The 15,886-nt window shown below is 72.3% G+C and carries 11 protein-coding genes; 7 read left to right on the forward strand and 4 right to left on the reverse strand.

The window, feature by feature from the left end; all coding sequences use genetic code 11:
* The first annotated feature begins 6 nt into the window (after window positions 1-6).
* Both ASE68_RS16260 and ASE68_RS16265 read left to right on the forward strand, forming a co-directional pair.
* Complete coding sequence (locus tag ASE68_RS16260) at window positions 7-462, forward strand: nuclear transport factor 2 family protein (protein ID WP_055862113.1); 456 nt, start codon at window positions 7-9, stop codon at window positions 460-462.
* A 54-nt stretch (window positions 463-516) separates the two neighbouring features.
* A complete protein-coding gene (locus ASE68_RS16265; protein WP_055862116.1) occupies window positions 517-1,359 on the forward strand; it encodes an SDR family NAD(P)-dependent oxidoreductase in 843 nt (280 codons plus the stop codon).
* A 35-nt stretch (window positions 1,360-1,394) separates the two neighbouring features.
* Here the strand turns inward: ASE68_RS16265 and ASE68_RS16270 are convergent, their stop codons facing one another.
* Window positions 1,395-1,778: a DUF4406 domain-containing protein gene (locus ASE68_RS16270; RefSeq protein WP_235481050.1), complete on the reverse strand. Its 384-nt coding sequence runs from the start codon at window positions 1,776-1,778 to the stop codon at window positions 1,395-1,397.
* 56 nt (window positions 1,779-1,834) lie between these two features.
* On the opposite strand from ASE68_RS16270, the gene ASE68_RS16275 reads away from it, so the two are divergent.
* A complete protein-coding gene (locus ASE68_RS16275; RefSeq protein WP_055862121.1) occupies window positions 1,835-2,620 on the forward strand; it encodes a DeoR/GlpR family DNA-binding transcription regulator in 786 nt (261 codons plus the stop codon).
* Window positions 2,621-2,670: 50 nt separating this feature from the next.
* Window positions 2,671-5,748 (forward strand): DEAD/DEAH box helicase, encoded by a 3,078-nt coding sequence (locus tag ASE68_RS16280; protein WP_055862124.1) that lies wholly within the window; start codon window positions 2,671-2,673, stop codon window positions 5,746-5,748.
* 97 nt (window positions 5,749-5,845) lie between these two features.
* Here ASE68_RS16280 and ASE68_RS20590 read toward each other — a convergent pair whose 3' ends face one another.
* Window positions 5,846-7,294, reverse strand: a complete 1,449-nt coding sequence (locus ASE68_RS20590) for a choice-of-anchor A family protein (RefSeq protein ID WP_055862129.1) — start codon at window positions 7,292-7,294, stop codon at window positions 5,846-5,848.
* 347 nt (window positions 7,295-7,641) lie between these two features.
* Between ASE68_RS20590 and ASE68_RS20595 the strand changes: the two genes are divergently transcribed.
* Together ASE68_RS20595 and ASE68_RS16295 are read left to right on the forward strand one after the other, a co-directional pair.
* On the forward strand, window positions 7,642-8,202 hold the full coding sequence (locus tag ASE68_RS20595) for a MarR family winged helix-turn-helix transcriptional regulator (RefSeq protein ID WP_055862132.1): 561 nt from the start codon (window positions 7,642-7,644) through the stop codon (window positions 8,200-8,202).
* Window positions 8,199-9,056 (forward strand): 3-hydroxyacyl-CoA dehydrogenase, encoded by an 858-nt coding sequence (locus tag ASE68_RS16295; protein WP_055862133.1) that lies wholly within the window; start codon window positions 8,199-8,201, stop codon window positions 9,054-9,056. The genes ASE68_RS20595 and ASE68_RS16295 overlap by 4 nt, the downstream gene beginning before the upstream one ends.
* Before the next feature lie 98 nt (window positions 9,057-9,154).
* Here ASE68_RS16295 and ASE68_RS16300 read toward each other — a convergent pair whose 3' ends face one another.
* Window positions 9,155-10,177 carry a helix-turn-helix domain-containing protein gene (locus ASE68_RS16300; protein ID WP_235481053.1) on the reverse strand — a complete coding sequence of 341 codons (1,023 nt, stop codon included), beginning with the start codon at window positions 10,175-10,177 and terminating at the stop codon, window positions 9,155-9,157.
* Window positions 10,178-10,255: 78 nt separating this feature from the next.
* Between ASE68_RS16300 and ASE68_RS16305 the strand changes: the two genes are divergently transcribed.
* On the forward strand, window positions 10,256-14,260 hold the full coding sequence (locus ASE68_RS16305) for a S8 family serine peptidase (protein WP_055862134.1): 4,005 nt from the start codon (window positions 10,256-10,258) through the stop codon (window positions 14,258-14,260).
* Window positions 14,261-14,343: 83 nt separating this feature from the next.
* Here ASE68_RS16305 and ASE68_RS16310 read toward each other — a convergent pair whose 3' ends face one another.
* A complete protein-coding gene (locus ASE68_RS16310) occupies window positions 14,344-15,648 on the reverse strand; it encodes a nitrate/nitrite transporter (RefSeq protein WP_055862597.1) in 1,305 nt (434 codons plus the stop codon).
* Between the last annotated feature and the right edge of the window lie 238 nt (window positions 15,649-15,886).

Below are 15,886 nucleotides of genomic sequence, written 5' to 3' on the forward strand. Positions count from 1 at the left end.
GGGGATATGACGAAGCACACCGACCTGCCGCCCGACCTCGCCCGCGAGCACCGCATCGACGTCGCGGAGATCAGCTGGATCGCGTCCAAGCGCGCCGCGGCGATGCGCGCGAGGGACGCCGACTGGCTCGCCGCCCGATACGTGCCGGGCGCGCCCGTGATCGGCACGACCCCGCCCGTCACGCGGATCGCCGACGCGAGCCGCGACGCCGTGCGCATCTGGGAGTGGTTCGAGCTGCTGCAGGGCCGCATCCGCTGGTCGGCGCGCATCGAGGCGGTGGAGCTCGCCGGCGACCGGGCGACGTGCCGCACGATCGAACGCGTGTCGTACCGCGTGCTCAGGGGGCGGCGCGTGCACCTGACCCTCGAGACCACGATCGGGCTGCGCCGCGACGCGGACCGCTGGCGCATCACCTCCGAGTTCGCCGTCGAGGTGAGCGGTCGGCGTGACCGGTCTGCGTGACTGATCGGCGTGACCGGTGCGCCTAGGCTGGGCCTCTCACCCCCAGGAGGCAGCGTGGCGCAGAAGGTCATCGTCATCACCGGCGCAAGCGACGGCATCGGGCGCGCCGCGGCCCGCAGGCTCAGTGCAGACGGCCACCACGTCGTGCTCGTCGGGCGCTCGCCGCAGAAGACGCAGGCGCTCGCCGACGAACTCGGCGCCCCGCACCACCTCGTCGACTTCGCCGACCTGGCCTCGGTGCGCGAGCTCGCCGCAGACCTCGCGACGCGGCATCCGCACATCGACGTGCTCGCGAACAACGCCGGCGGCGTGTTCGGCAAGGAGCGCACCGTGACCCGCGACGGGCACGAGACGACGTTCCAGGTGAACTACCTCGCACCGTTCCTGCTCACGCAGGAGCTCATGCCGACGCTCGTCGCCTCGCGGGCCACGGTCGTCAACACCTCGAGCCTCGCCAACCGGCTGTTCGCGCGGTTCGACATCGACGACCTCGAGTCCGAGCGCCGCTATCGGCCGGTGCGCGCCTACGGCAACGCGAAGCTGGCCCAGATCCTCTTCACGAAGGAGCTCGAGCGGCGCCACGGCGACGAGGGCGTGACGTCGACGGCGTTCCATCCGGGCGCGATCGCCACGAACTTCTCGGCCGAGCACGGCTCCGGCATGTCGGGGCTGTACCGCTGGCGGCTGCGCGACCTCGTGCTCGCCTCGCCCGAGCAGGGCGCCGAGACGCTCGTGCACCTCGCCGAGGGCGAGCCCGGCGTCGACTACCCGACGGGCCGCTACTTCGCGAAGTCGAAGCCCGCGCGGGCGAGCCGTCGCGCCGACGACGCCGACCTCGCCCGCGAGCTGTGGGATCGCTCGCTGGCGATGCTCGACGAGGTGCCCGCCGGGTCCTGACCGGAGCCGACCATGGGGATCGACTCGCGGCGCGCTCAGGCGGCGAGCACGTCGCCGACGCCCGGCACCTCGGCGAGGCTGAAGTACACCGGCAGGTCGCGCGAGCGGGCGATGGCGACGTCCTGGTCGGCGCCGCGGGATTCGCCCGGCAGGCGCAGCACGGCGTCGCAGCGCTGCAGCAGGCGTTCGGCGGTCGGGTACATGACCTGCTCGGCGAGCGGGTCGGTCGGCCCGCTGGCGCCGGCGCTCGCGAGCACGGGCAGCGCGACCCACTCGCCGATCATCGGCACGTGGCCGGCCTGGAAGAGCGGCCAGGCGGCTGCTTCGAGGCGTTCGAGGTTCTGCTGCATGAGGGCGGGGTCGCCGCCGGTGCCCGAGGCGTAGGGGCCGGCGATCAGGATCATCATCGAAGTGGTCATGTTCTGCAGGATAGTGCAGAATGTGTAGAAACGTGCAACAACGTGAAGGAGTGCGAATGCTGACGGCGACTCGACGGGAGCTCCTGCTCGACCGACTCGACCGCGACCGGCGCATCGTCGCCAAGGAGATCGCGCTCGAACTCGGCCTCTCCGAAGACAGCATCCGCCGCGACCTGCGCGAACTCGCCGCCGAGGGCCTGCTCACGCGCGTCTACGGCGGAGCGGTTCCGGGATCGCCGGCCGTCGCCGACTACGCCGCACGCACCGCGATCGCCTCCGGCAGCAAGGGCCGGGTCGCCGCGGCCGCCGCCGCGCTGGTGCAGCCCGGTTGCACGGTGATCCTCGACGGCGGCACGACGAACCTCGCGGTGGTCGAGCACCTCTCGCGCTCGCTGCAATGCACGATCGTCACGCACAGCCCGACGATCGCGGTCGCGCTGCTCGAGCACGCCGCAGAGGTGATCCTGATCGGCGGGCGCCTCTTCAAGCACTCCGCGGTCGCGTCGGGCTCCGCGGCCGTCGAGGCGGCCAACCGCATCAACGCCGACCTCTTCCTCCTCGGCGTCACGGGCATCAACCCGACGACCGGGCTCACGACCGGCGACGCCGACGAGGCCGCGATGAAGCGCGTGCTCGTCTCGCGGGCGGCCGAGACCTACGCGCTGGGCAGCGCCGAGAAGGTGGGCGCCGCCTCCGCGTTCCAGGTGCTGCCGCTCGACGCGGTCACCGGACTCGTGCTCGACGCCGAGGCCGACGCGACCTCGCTCGCGCGACTGCGAGAGACCGGGGTGCGCATCGTCGAGGCCGCCGCGGGCGCGGACACGGGCGCACGCGCGGGCTGAGCGAACCGGCCGGCGGCCGGCGGGTCGGCGGTCCGTGCGAGCATGAGGGGGTGACCGACACGCCTCCGCCCGCGACCGGCGCAGCGGACTGGCGATCGGCCCTCGCCCCGCTCGCCGCACCGACGGGGTCGAGCGGCCGTGACGGCGCACGCTCGCGTCCGGGCTCCGAGTCCGATCCGTCAGGTCGGTCGGCGCCGTCGAAGCGCCTCGGTCTGCAGTTCGAGCTGCGCCGCAAGGTCACGAGGCGCAGCGGCCAGTGGCAGGGTCCGCGTGACGAACCGGCCAAGCGCGCGGCATCCGTCGACCGACTCGCGGTTCGACCCGTGACGCAGGGCGCGCGCGGTGCGTGGATCAAGTCGGGTCTCACCTGGCAGAACATCGCCTACCAGGGCGAGGCCGGCGGGTTCGATCCCGCGCAGGCGCGTTGGTTCGCGCAGTTCGCGCTGCTGAAGGGCAGCTCGCCGAGCGTCTACACGACCTACGGGTCCGAATGGGTCACGCTCGACGAGTTCGAGAGCCCGCTGCTCTGGGCGCTGTTCGCCGAGGCCGGCCGACTGGGCGTCGCCCTGGTCGGGTCGGATGCCACGCCCGACGTCGTCGTGCACGGCTCGGCCGCCATCGCGCTCGACGCGCACGAGGGCGACGGCGAGGGCGACGGCGACGGCGCGCTCACCCTCGCACCCGAGCTCGCGTTCGACGACGTGCCGGGAACGCTCGCGAACGCCCGCGGCATCGGCACGCACGGGGTCTACCGGTACGACTTCGACGAGGGTCGCATCGAGCTGGGCGGCTTCGCCGAGCCGGTCGGCGACGCCGCGCGGGCGCTGCTCGAGAACCCAGACGCCCCGGTCGTCCGGGTGCCGGCCGTCGACCTGCCCGAGTTCCTGCGACGCCACCTGCCCGCGCTCGCCCGCTCGATCGCGGTGACGAGCCGCGACGGGTCGTTCACGCCGCCGCCGCCCGTGCCCGCCGAACTCGTGCTCGACCTGCGGTTCGAGCCGCACGACGTGCTTCGCCTGGCCTGGCACTGGCATCACGCCGACGGACGGGTCACGTCGGTCGGGGCGCCCGCGGGCGTCGACAGCAGCGCGGCCGTCGCCGCCTCGATCGCGGTGGCGGCCGACGACCCCGACCTCGACGACGACCTGCTCGCACGGGTCGCCGACGTGCTCGGCTGGGTTCCGCTCGACACCGTGCTGCTGCGCGGCGTCGACGCCGCCGAGTTCTGCGCGGAGCGCCTGCCCCAGCTCGAGGCGCTCGCCGAGCGGCATCCGCTGCGGCTCGAGGTCGAGGGCGAGCGCCCCGACTACCGCCTGCTCACCGAGCCGCCGAAGGTGCGCGTCACGACGGTCGAGTCGCGCAAGACCGACTGGTTCGACCTCGGCGTCGTCATCACGATCGACGGGCGCATGGTGCCGTTCATGCCGCTCTTCCGCGCGCTCGCGAAGGGCCAGCGTCGCCTGATGCTCGTCGACAAGACCTACCTGATGCTGAACCAACCGGTCTTCGACCCGCTGCGCGACCTCATCGAGGAGGCCGGCACGCTCGCCGAATGGGAGACCGGCCTGCGCATCCACGCGAGCCGCACGAGCCTCTGGGCTGACTTCGAAGACCTCGCCGACGTCGCGGAGCCTGCGGTCTCATGGCGTCGCACCGTCGAGGGGCTCGAGCACGGGCGCGTCGAGCAGCTGGCCGAACCCGAGGGGCTCGCGCTGCCGCTGCGCCCCTACCAACTCGCCGGATTCCGCTGGCTCGCCTACCTCTGGGCGAACCGCCTCGGCGGCATCCTCGCCGACGACATGGGCCTCGGCAAGACGGCACAGGCGCTCGCGCTCATGGTGCACGCCGTCGAGCGCGGTGCGTCCGCGCCGTTCCTCGTCGTCGCACCCACGTCGGTCGCGTCGAACTGGGCCCGCGAGGCGGCACGCTTCACGCCCGGCCTGCGCGTGGCATCCGTCACCTCAACGCAGGCGAAGCGTCGGGGCAGCATCGCGGATGCCGCGGCCGACGCGGACCTCGTCATCACCACGTACGCCGTGCTGCGCCTCGAGGCCGAGGCGTTCGGCGCGCTCGAGTGGGGCGGGCTCGTGCTCGACGAGGCGCAATTCGTGAAGAACGCGACGACGAAGGTGCACGCGGCGGCCCGCGGCATCCGTGCGCCGTTCCGCCTCGCCGTCACCGGCACCCCCATCGAGAACGACCTCGGCGAGCTGTGGGCGATCCTGCAGATCGTCGCGCCGGGCCTGTTCCCGTCGCGCCGGTCGTTCGACGAGCAGTACCGGCGGCCGATCGAGCTCGACCGAAACCTCGTGCGGCGCGATCGGCTGCGCCGCCGCATCCGGCCGCTCATGCTGCGTCGCACGAAAGACGACGTCGCGCCCGAGCTGCCGGCGAAGCAGGAGCAGGTGCTCGAGGTGACGCTCGCGCCGACCCACCGCCGGCTCTACGACACGATGCTGCAGCGAGAGCGGCAGAAACTGCTCGGCCTCATCGACGACCTCGACCGCAACCGGTTCATCGTCTACCGGTCGCTCACGCTGCTGCGCATGCTCGCGCTCGACGCGACGCTCATCGACGACGACGCATACGCGCATGTGCCCTCCGCCAAGCTCGACGCCCTGTTCGAGCAGCTCGACGACGTGCTCGCCGAGGGGCACAAGGCTCTCGTGTTCAGCCAGTTCACGTCGTTCCTCGGGCGGGCCAGGTCGCGGCTCGATGCGGCGGGCGTGCCGTACGCCTACCTCGACGGGTCGACCCCGGTGCGTCGCCGCGACGCCGAGATCGCGCGATTCCGCGACGGCGAGGCATCCGTGTTCCTGATCAGCCTGAAGGCCGGCGGGTTCGGCCTGAACCTCACCGAGGCCGACTACGTGTTCCTGCTCGACCCGTGGTGGAACCCCGCGAGCGAGGCGCAGGCCGTCGACCGTGCGCACCGCATCGGGCAGACGAAGCAGGTGATGGTCTACCGGCTCGTCGCCGCCGACACCATCGAAGAGAAGGTCATGGCGCTCAAGGCCCGCAAGGGCGAGCTCGTCGCGTCGATCCTCGACGAGGGTACGGATGCCGCAGACCCGCGTGCAGCCGAGGCGTTGACAGCCGACGACCTGCGGGGGCTGCTCGAGGCGTGAACGCCGGGTCGCGTCTCGCCTTCGAGCGTGAACGACGGATGCCCCGAGCCGAAGCCCGGGGCATCCGCGCCGATCGATCGATCGGGCCGTTCGGCGATCAGGCCTTGCGGCGCCGCGCGATCACGAGGGTGACGCCGGCCGCGGCGAGCAGCGCACCGGCACCGATCGCGAGCGGAAGCACGTCGAATCCGGTCGACGCGAGGCCGGCCTCGGTCGAGCCTGCGGTGGTCGCCGCGGGCGTCGTGGTCGGCGTCTCATCGGGGGTCTGCACCGTCGTCTCGTCGCCGCCCTCGGGGGTGGTCGGGTCGGTCGGCTCGCTCGGGTCGACGGGCTCGGTCGGGTCGACCGGGTCCGTCGGGTCGGCGGGGTCGATCGGGTCCGTCGGCTCGATCGGCGTCAGCGGGGTGGTCGGGTCGGTGGGGTCGACCGGGTCGGTCGGCTCGCCGGGCTCGGGGGTGCAGTCGAGGCCCTTGCCGCCGATCCACGGGTAGTTGTGGTGCTCGACGCCGTCGCCGCCGATGGTGAGGTCGCCGCCGACGAGGAGGCGGCCGTTCGTCGAGGTCGTCACGTCCGCGTCGGCCTCGGGTGCGAGCACCGAGCCGATGAGCTGCCCGTTCGTGCCGAGCGAGAGGGTGGTCGCGTCGGCGACGTTCCAGGCGAGGCGCGACGACCAGGTGCCGAACTCGGGGCTCGACGGCCCGTCGAAGCGCGAGCCGCCGTCGGCGAAGTAATTGGGCGCCCAGGTGAGCGACGAACCGGTCACGTTGATGAGCACGGGTGCCGAGTCGGACGCGAGGTCGAACACGACCTCGGGCGTCGAGCCGAGCACCGATGCCGAAACCGTGAAGACGTAGAGCTCGCGGTCGGCGCTGCTCGCGAAGCGCACCTCGTTGCCGCTCGTGGTCGCCACGTCGGTCGCGGCCAGGCCGGCGAGGTCGTCGGACGCATCGCCGAGCACCGTCGCGAAGCCGGCGTTGGGGGACATCGCGGTCGAGGCGCCGAGCCCGTCGCGGGCCGCGCCGCCGAAGAGGTCGAACGTGACGCCCGGGGTGATGGAGCCGCCCACGTCGACGAGGCCGCCGCCCGCGAGGTTCGCGCCGACGTGCAGCTGCGTGCCGTTCGCGGTCGAGAGGTCGCCGCCGATGGCGAGCATCTGCGAGCCGCCGGCGGGCGTGATGCCGGAGCCGTACCCGGCGGAGCCGATGTTGAACACGCCGCCGCTCGTCTTGGCGAACGTCGCGTCACCTGCGACGAGCAGCAGCCCCTCGGACTCGGCGGCGGCGCCCTCGACGCGGTAGTCGCCGCCGGCGAACACGGCGACGCTCGAGTCGGTGAACACGGGCAGGTGTCCGAGCGGGGGCATCTCGCCGCTCGGCGGGCAGGTGTTCGCGGGGGCGTCAGCCGCGGCCGTGGCTGCGGTCGCGGGCGACGCGACGCCGGTCAGGGCGAGCGCCGAGGCTCCGGTGGCGGCGAGGCCGGTGATGGCGAGCACGCTGAGGCTCTTGCGCAGGCGCGCGCGGGGGCGTCGGGGCGCGGTGGTGGGCACGTGGAACTCCGTTCGGGTCGGGGCGGTACGCCGCGGGCCGGGTCGTCCGTCATCGACGGATGCCCGCGGTGGAGCACCTTCGTGCTCCGTGAGGGCCCGCGTTCGCGGGGGCGAACCGGCCTCACTTCGAGAGACGCACGAACCCGCGAATCATGACGCGGGTTTCGTAAGAGTTCTTTACTATCACGCCGAGCCGATCGTTCGCCATGCGTGACGCGGGCTTACGGGCGTTCCTGTGCCCCGCCGTGACCTCCGTCGACCGTGAGTGGGTTATGTTGCGGAATGCAACACGCGAGCGTAACGTTGTATGAAGCAACAGGTGTTCCGAGCGACAGCAGGAGGCGACCATGACCCGACAGGCGGCATCGCGCGACACCGCGACCTCCGACATCCTCAGCGCTCTCATCGTGGTCAGCCGCCGCGGCGTCGCCGACGCGCGCACCGCGAACCTCAGCCTGAGCATGACCGACCAGTCGATCCTCGGCTTCATCGTCGACCACCCCGGCTGCCGCTCGGTCGACATCGCGCAGGCCTACCGCCTCAACCGATCCACGGTCTCACGCCAGCTCGCGGGCCTCGTCTCGCTCGGGGTCGTGCGCGAGATGACGGATGCCGGAGGCCGAGGTCGCCCGCTCGAACTCACTGCGTCGGGGCGCGCCGCCTACGACGAGGCCATCGGCATCCTGCACGGCATCGTCGCCGACCAGCTCGACGGCTGGAGCGACGCCGAGGTCGACCGCTTCGCGCGCGACCTGCGGCGATTCAACGTCGGGCACCCAGAACTCGGAACCACGGGCGAGACCCGCCCGCGGCATCCGCTCGAGACCCCCGACGGGTCTCACGACGGCGCCGCACCCGGCGCAGACATCGCCCCACGAGGGACGCAACGAAAGAAGGAACAGCAATGACCATCGCGAACGTGACCGTGCTCGGCACCGGAGTGCTCGGCTCGCAGATCGCCTACCAGACCGCGTTCAGCGGCTTCGACGTCGTCGCCTACGACATCAGCGACGACGCGCTCGCCGCCGCGAAGCAGCGCTTCGCCGGACTCGCCGAGACCTACGTGACCGAGGGCGTCGCCGGCGCAGCCGACGGTGCGCAGGCCGCGCTCGGCCGCATCCGCACCACGGCGGACCTCGCGGACGCCGTCGCGAACGCCGACCTCGTCATCGAGGCGATCCCCGAGCAGCTCTCGCTCAAGCAGTCGACCTACGAGAAGCTCTCCGCACTCGCCCCCGAGCGCACGATCTTCGCCACCAACTCCTCGACCCTGCTGCCGAGCGACCTCTCGCCGTTCACCGGCCGCGCCGACCGGTTCCTCGCGCTGCACTTCGCCAACCGCGTGTGGGCGCACAACACCGCAGAGGTCATGGGCACCGAGGCCACGAACCCCGAGGTGTACGCGACCGTCGTCGACTTCGCGGCGAAGATCGGCATGGTTCCGATCGAGATCAAGAAGGAGAAGGCCGGCTACCTGCTGAACTCCCTCCTCGTGCCGTTCCTCTCGGCCGCGGGCGAGCTGCTCGTCGACGGCATCGCCGAGCCCGACGCCATCGACAAGACCTGGCGCATCGGCACCGGCGCGCCCATGGGCCCGTTCCAGATCTACGACATCGTCGGCCTCACCACGGCCTACAACATCTCCAAGGCCGGCGGCCCGAAGCAGCAGGCGTTCGCCGACCTCATCAAGGAGCGCTACATCGACCAGGGCAAGCTCGGCGTCGCCACCGGCGAGGGCTTCTACACCTACCCGAAGGCCTGATCCACGCGGGGCTCGACCCGCACCTTTCGAGCCGAGCGGATGCCGCGACGAGACGCCTCGTCGCGGCATCCGCCGTCTCCGGGGGCGTCCGGCGCCGACTACACCCAGGTCCTGCGCACGGCCTCGGCCCCGAGCTGCAGCCGCGTCGCGACGCCGGCCGTCTCCATGAGTTCGGCGACCCGCCGCTGCACCGTGCGCACCGAGATGCCGAGTTGTGCGCCGGCCGCGGCATCCGTGAGCCCCAGCAGCAGCAGCTTCAGCAGGTCGCGGTCGACCGCGTCGTGGGCGCCGGGCAGCTCGCCGGTCGAGATGAACTCGGTCGACGTCGCCCAGTACTCCTCGAACGTCGCGATCACGAGGTCGAGCAGGCCGCTCGGGTTCACGAGCAGCGCACCCGACGACCGCTCCTCGCCGTGCGATCGCATCGGCAGCATCGCCACGTCGTCGTCGGCGATGATGAGGCGCGTCGGCAGCGTCGGCAGCACGCGCACCTCCTCGCCGAACGGCGCGGATTCGCGGGCCGAGTCGATGAAGCCCGGCCACTCGAGCACCGCCTTCTCGACGATCACGCGGTAGCGCACCCCTCGCCGCAGCGCGTCGTCCTCCGCCGAGTTCTCGGTGGCGTCGAGAAAGGCGACGTCGCTCAGCATGAGCACGCGGACCTGCTGCGTCGCCGACGCCTGCAGCTGGGCGAAGCGCTGGCGCACGGCATCCGCCCCGAGCACCACGTCGACGACGTCGGGCGCCGTGCGCTGCGCCGCCCCGTTGCGGTAGATCTCGCTCAGCTCCACGAGCGCTTCATGCGCCTGGGTCAGCCGGCGCTCGCGGTCGAGGAGCATCGGCCGCAGTGCGAGCGACGGCGGCGAGGCGACGACGCGGTCGGGCGCCGAGGCCTGTCGCGCGAGCAGGCCGAGCCGCTCGAGCTCCGCGACGATCGCGCGCACCTCGGGCCTCGGCTTCGCCGCGGATTCCGCGAGCTCGTCGATGCTCGACGAGGGTGCCTGCAGGACGAGCCGATAGAGCGCGGTGTGCTCGTCGTCCAGTCCGATCGCCTCGAGCACGAGCGCCTTCCGTTCCTTCGCTGCGCCGACCGCCGTCATGGCGGATCGAAGCCATGGCATCTCTCCGCCACCACCCTAGCCAACGCGCCGTGAGAGGTTGCTTGGCAAGCCAGTCCGAACGCGTGAGAGGTATCCCTAATGCCACGAAGCACGAGACCATTCGCACACCGCCGATCGTTCGCGGCCGCCATCAGCGGCCTCGTGATCGGCGTCGCCGGGGTCGGCGCAGCCGCCCTTCCGGCCACCGCCGATCCAGCCGGAGGCGGCACACCGCCGCCGGCCGCTTCGGCCGCAGCGCCGGCCGCCGCCGGCGGCACGCACACCGTCACCCTCATCACGGGCGACCGCGTCACCGTGACCGACCTCGCGGGCGGCACGCACGCGGTCGCGATCGACGCCGTCGACCCGGGCGAGGCCTTCCAGACCATCGAGGTCGCGGGCGAGCTGCACGTGCTGCCGAGGTCGGCCATGCCCTTCGTCACGGCGGGCGTCGTCGACGGCGACCTGTTCAACGTCAGCCGCCTCATCGAGTACGGCTACGACGACGCCTCGGTCGATGCGACCCCGGTGATCCTCGAGCTCGACGACGCGTCGTCCGCCCGCAGCTTCTCGGCGCCCGTGCCCGGCATCGACGTCGGCGCGCCGCTCGCGAGCATCGGCGGCGCGGCCGCGTCGGCCGAGCACGCGAGTGCGGAGTCGACCTGGGCCGCGCTGACGGATGCCGCGGCCTCCGATGCCCGCAGCTTCAGCGCCCCCGGCGCGGTGAGCCTCGGCGGCGGCGTCGCCGCGATCCACCTCGACGGCAAGGTGCAGGCGACGCTCGACTCGAGCGTGCCCTACATCGGCGCGCCCGCGGCGTGGGCGGCCGGATACACCGGAGACGGCGTGACCGTCGCCGTGCTCGACACCGGATACGACGACACCCACCCCGACCTCGCGGGCCGCGTGCTCGCCGACTCGACGAGCTTCGTTCCCGACGAGTCCGTCTCCGACGACCCGAACGGACACGGCACGCACGTCGCCTCGACGATCGCGGGCACCGGAGCCGCGAGCGGCGGAACCCACCGCGGTGTCGCCGACGGCGCGAACCTGCTCGTCGGCAAGGTGCTGAGCGCCACCGGCGAGGGCCAGGACTCGTGGATCATCTCCGCCATGGAGTGGGCCGCCGACCGCGCCGACATCGTCTCGATGAGCCTCGGCACCCGCTACGGCGACGACGGCACCGACCTCATGTCGCAGGCCCTGAACGAGATCTCGGCCGAGACCGACGCGCTCTTCATCGTCGCCGCCGGAAACTCGAGCGCGCCGGAGACGGTCGGCTCACCCGGTTCCGCCGCGAGCGCCCTCACCATCGGCTCGGTTGACGACCCCAGCGGCGAGCTCTCGTGGTTCTCGAGCCAGGGGCCGCTCGTGCGCTCCGGCGCGCTGAAGCCCGACCTCGCCGGTCCGGGCAACGACGTCACGGCCGCCCGCTCGGCGGACAGCCCCGGCGAGGGGTCGTACATCGGCATGAGCGGCACGTCGATGGCGACCCCGCACGTCGCGGGCGCCGCGGCGATCGTGAAGCAGCAGCATCCGGAGTACACCGGCGCGCAACTGCGGGCGGCGCTCACGAGCACGGCGACGGATGTCGGGCTCACGCCCTACCAGGTCGGCTCCGGCGTCGTCGACGTCGCCGCGGCGATCGAGGCCGACGTCGTGGCATCCGGGTCTGGCGACTTCGGCATGCTGACGTGGGGCGAGGACGCGACGCCGGTCACGCGCATGATCGAGTACGCGAACCGCGGCGACGCCGAGGTCACGATCGACCTGACCGCGACGCTCACCGACACCACGCCCGGCGCGGGCGGCGGCGTCGAGCCCGGTCGCACCGCCGAGGCATCCGGCACCGCCGAGGCATCCGACGTGCTCACGATGGATGCCGCCTCGCTCACGATCCCGGCGGGCGAGACCCGATCGGTCGTGCTCACGGCTGACCCGGCGAAGGTGCCGGCCGGAGTGCAGCTCTCGGGCGTGCTCACCGCCGCCGTCGCCGGCGACCCGGTCACCCGCACCGCGCTCGGCATCATCGCGGAGGCGGAACGCTACGACCTCACCGTCACGGCGACCGACTTCGCGGGCGAGCCGCTCGAGACCTCCGGGTGGATCTGGAACGCCGCGACCGGCTGGTACACCTCCTTCGGCGTTCCCGGCGAGACCACGCTGCGCCTGCCCGCTGGTCTCTACTCGGTGATGTCGTTCATGGACGTCGCCCGCGACGCCGACACCCAGGCGATCGCGCTCGTCGGCGACCCCGACGTCGTGCTCGACGGTGCGGCGAGCGTCGCGTTCGACGCGCGGGACACGAAGCCCGTGACCGTCGACGTCGGCGAGAAGGGGCTCGAGGCCACGGTGCGACGCATGGACTACAGGGTCGACGGCTTCACGGGCAGCGCCCTCGCGCCGGTCTGGGTCGACGAGCTCTACGCCCAGCCGATGGATGCGCCCGAGGCCGAGAGCTTCGACTTCACCACGCGGTGGCGCCTGCAGGAGCCGACGCTGTCGCTGACGGCGGGCAAGGAGCAGCTCGACCTCATCCCGCAGGTCGGCTCGACCCTGCTCGACGGCCGGATCCGCGCCGGCGCGGTCGACGTGGGCCTCGGCAGCGCCGAGGAGTTCGCCGCGGTCGACGTGAAGGGCAAGGTCGCGGTCGTGACCCGTTCCGACGTCGTCTCGGCGCCCGAACGTTCGGCGAACGCCGTCGCGGCGCGTGCCGCGTTGCTGCTCACCGTCAACGACGGCGACGGGGAGCTCAGCGAGTGGGTCGGCTCCGACGACTACACCGCCGACACGCCCATCCCGGTCGCCGCGGTCAGCGGCGTGCAGGGACGCCGGGTGCTCGCCGCGATCGCGAAGAAGCCGGTCACCGTGAGCGGCACGGGAATCCCGAACGCCGACGAGATCTGGGACATCGCCCGCTACAGCGACGGCTCGGTGCCCCAGAAGCTCGACTACCGGCCGAAGAAGCTCGCCCGCATCGACACGACCTACTACGGCGACCCGGCCACGGTCGGCGAGTACCGGTACGACTTCGTGCCGGGAACCGAGTACGGATCGGGCTTCCCGATGCGCACGACGCGGGGCATCGAGCGCACCGAATGGGTGAGCACCGACCAGGTCGAGTGGTACCAGGACGCGTCGGTCGTCGACGCCGGGTGGGAGGTCCGCGACATCCAGCGGGCGTACGAGCCCGGACAGAAGGTCGAGACGAGCTACTTCGGGCCGATCGTGCGTCCGTACGTCGGGCCGGGCTACTGGGCCCCGAATCGCACCGGCGACTACGCGCAGGTCAACCTGCCGTCGTGGGCCGACGGCGCGAACGCCGATCACACGGGTGCCTTCGACACGTACTCCGGCGCCGCCGACCGGTCGCAGCTCACCGAGGTCTACCTCGACGGCGAGCTCGCCGCATCGGCGCCGTTCCAGGGCGCGACCGTCTGGGATCTCCCCGACGGCGAATCCGAATGGCGGGTCGTGAACACCGCGACGCACGACGGCACGTACCTGGCATCCTCGACCTCGACCACGACCGAGTGGACGTTCCGGTCCACGGGCGCGGCGAGCGACTCCAGCCGGCAGCTCCTGCCGATGCTGCAGGCCTTCTACGACGTCGACCTCGACGACTCGGGCAAGGCGGGCGCCGAGCGCAAGCGCGGCGAGTCGGTCGAGCTCGGGCTCGAAGTCGGACACGTCGCCGAGGCATCCGGCATCGCGGCGATCTCCGGCGCGACGCTCGAGGCGCGGGTCGCCGGCGGCGGCTGGAAGAAGGTCGCGCTCAAGAAGACGGCAGCCGACACGACCGTCGATGCGCCGTCGCCCGACGGTGCGCCGATGTTCTCCGAGGGGCGCGACCTCGTGACGGCGTACGCGGCGAAGCTCGTCGTGCCCGACGCCGGCGCGTGGGTCGACCTGCGGGTGACGGCGACGGATGCCGCGGGCGCGACGTTCAGCCAGGAGATCGAGCGGGCGTTCGAGGTCGCGGCGGCGAAGAAGGGCGGCGGGAACGGCGGCCACCCCGGGAACGGCGGCGGCCACCCCGGGAACGGCGGCGGCGGTCACGGCGGCTGGGGCTGGCCCGGCTGGCACGGTGGCGGCCACCCCTGACCTGATCGGGAGGCGATCGAGCGATCGGGAGGACCGGACCTTCGGGTTCGGTCCTCCCCTTCGTGCGGGATCCTCCCGAACGTTCAGTCGAGCGGCAGTTCGTCGCCCGGGGTGTCGCCCGCGGCCGCGACGCCCCGGCGGCGACGCCGAACCCGCGGCGCATCGAGCCCGAGGTGCACGCGCGTGCGGCGGCGTTCGATGACGATGAACGTCGCGCCGAGCACCCAGAGCGGTACCTGCGTGAGGAACGCGATGCGGAACGCCTCGAGCGTGTAGGCGTCGGGCGTTCCGGCGCCCTGGGCGTCCATGGCGAGGCCGATGAAGAGGATCGCGAGCAGGGCCGCGAGGAACCCGCCGACGTTCACGATGCCCGTGGCCGTGCTGAGCCGGTGCGCCGGGTTGAAGGTGCGCGCGTGGTCGAAGCCGATCATCGAGGCCGGGCCGCCCGTGCTCATCGCGAACGCGAGCACGAACAGGAGCCAGAGCGGCGACTGGCCCGGCCAGGCGATCACCACGAGCCAGACGACGGCCTGCAGGCCGATGATCGGCAGCACGAGCATGCGCGAGCGGCGCATCGGATGCCGGCTCGAGAGGGCGCCGATCACCGGCCCCGAGAGCATGCCGCACACGACGTAGACGCTGAACACGAGCGAGGCGACCGGCGCGCTGAGCCCCTCGCCGACGGTCAGGAACGGGAAGCCCCAGAGCAGCATGAACGCGGTGCCCGAGAAGGGCGTCGTGAAGTGCGACCAGAACGCGAGCCGGGTCGCCGGATGCGCCCACGACTGGCGGAAGCCCTCGCGGAAGTCGACCGACGAGCGCACGATCTGGATCGCGCCCGTCTGGGTGTCGACCGAGACGTCCTCGGCCCGGTCGGGCGGACGGTTGCGGATCACGGCGAACGTCAGCACGGTGAACAGCAGGCCGAGGCCGGCGAGGCTGCCGAACGCGATCGTCCACGTGGTCGCGTGCAGCAGGGCGGCGAGCGGGAAGATCGCGGCGAGCTGGCCGAACTGGCCGAGGATGCCGGTCATCTGCACGAGGAACGGTGCCTGCCTCGCCGGGAACCACACGGCGACCACGCGCAGCACGCTCGGGAACACGGCCGCGTCGCCGGCGCCGACGAGCATGCGCGCGACGATCGCCCATCCGACATCGGGCGCGAACGCGAGCACGGCCTGGCCGATCGCCATGAGGGCCATGCCGATCGTGATCATGGGTCGAGCGCCGATGCGGTCGAGCAGCACGCCCACCGGGATCTGCATGCCGCCGTAGACCGCGAGCTGGATCACCGCGAACATCGAGAGGGTCGAGGCATCCGCGTCGAATCGCACCGCCGCATCGACGCCGACGGCCGAGAGCGAGGTGCGGTTCGTGATCGAGAGCATGTACGCGGCGACGCCGACGCCCCAGATGAGCCACAGGCGCCACGGGGGCACCTGGGCGAACGCGGGTGCCGCGGGCGTGGGAATGCTCACCAGTCCATCTTCACCCCTCGGGAAGACGCGCACGTGCGCGGCGGCTGCGTCCTGGGCGCGGAATGGGCTACACTTTGGGGCATACCGTCCAGTCGGTATGCCCGGCCCTGCTCCGGCACGGCCGCGGCATCCGCACACCGCGAACTCG

The sequence above is a fragment of the Agromyces sp. Leaf222 genome, assembly GCF_001421565.1.
GTDB lineage: Bacteria > Actinomycetota > Actinomycetes > Actinomycetales > Microbacteriaceae > Agromyces.

Bases quoted from the DNA above. Each gene is read 5' to 3' on its own strand.
- ASE68_RS16260 (WP_055862113.1), top strand. From the start codon at position 7: ATGACGAAGCACACCGACCTGCCGCCCGACCTCGCCCGCGAGCACCGC.
- ASE68_RS16270 (WP_235481050.1), bottom strand. From the start codon at position 1,778: ATGACCACTTCGATGATGATCCTGATCGCCGGCCCCTACGCCTCGGGC.
- ASE68_RS16275 (WP_055862121.1), top strand. From the start codon at position 1,835: ATGCTGACGGCGACTCGACGGGAGCTCCTGCTCGACCGACTCGACCGC.
- ASE68_RS20595 (WP_055862132.1), top strand. From the start codon at position 7,642: ATGACCCGACAGGCGGCATCGCGCGACACCGCGACCTCCGACATCCTC.
- ASE68_RS16295 (WP_055862133.1), top strand. From the start codon at position 8,199: ATGACCATCGCGAACGTGACCGTGCTCGGCACCGGAGTGCTCGGCTCG.
- ASE68_RS16300 (WP_235481053.1), bottom strand. From the start codon at position 10,177: ATGCCATGGCTTCGATCCGCCATGACGGCGGTCGGCGCAGCGAAGGAA.
- ASE68_RS16305 (WP_055862134.1), top strand. From the start codon at position 10,256: ATGCCACGAAGCACGAGACCATTCGCACACCGCCGATCGTTCGCGGCC.
- ASE68_RS16310 (WP_055862597.1), bottom strand. From the start codon at position 15,648: ATGCTCTCGATCACGAACCGCACCTCGCTCTCGGCCGTCGGCGTCGAT.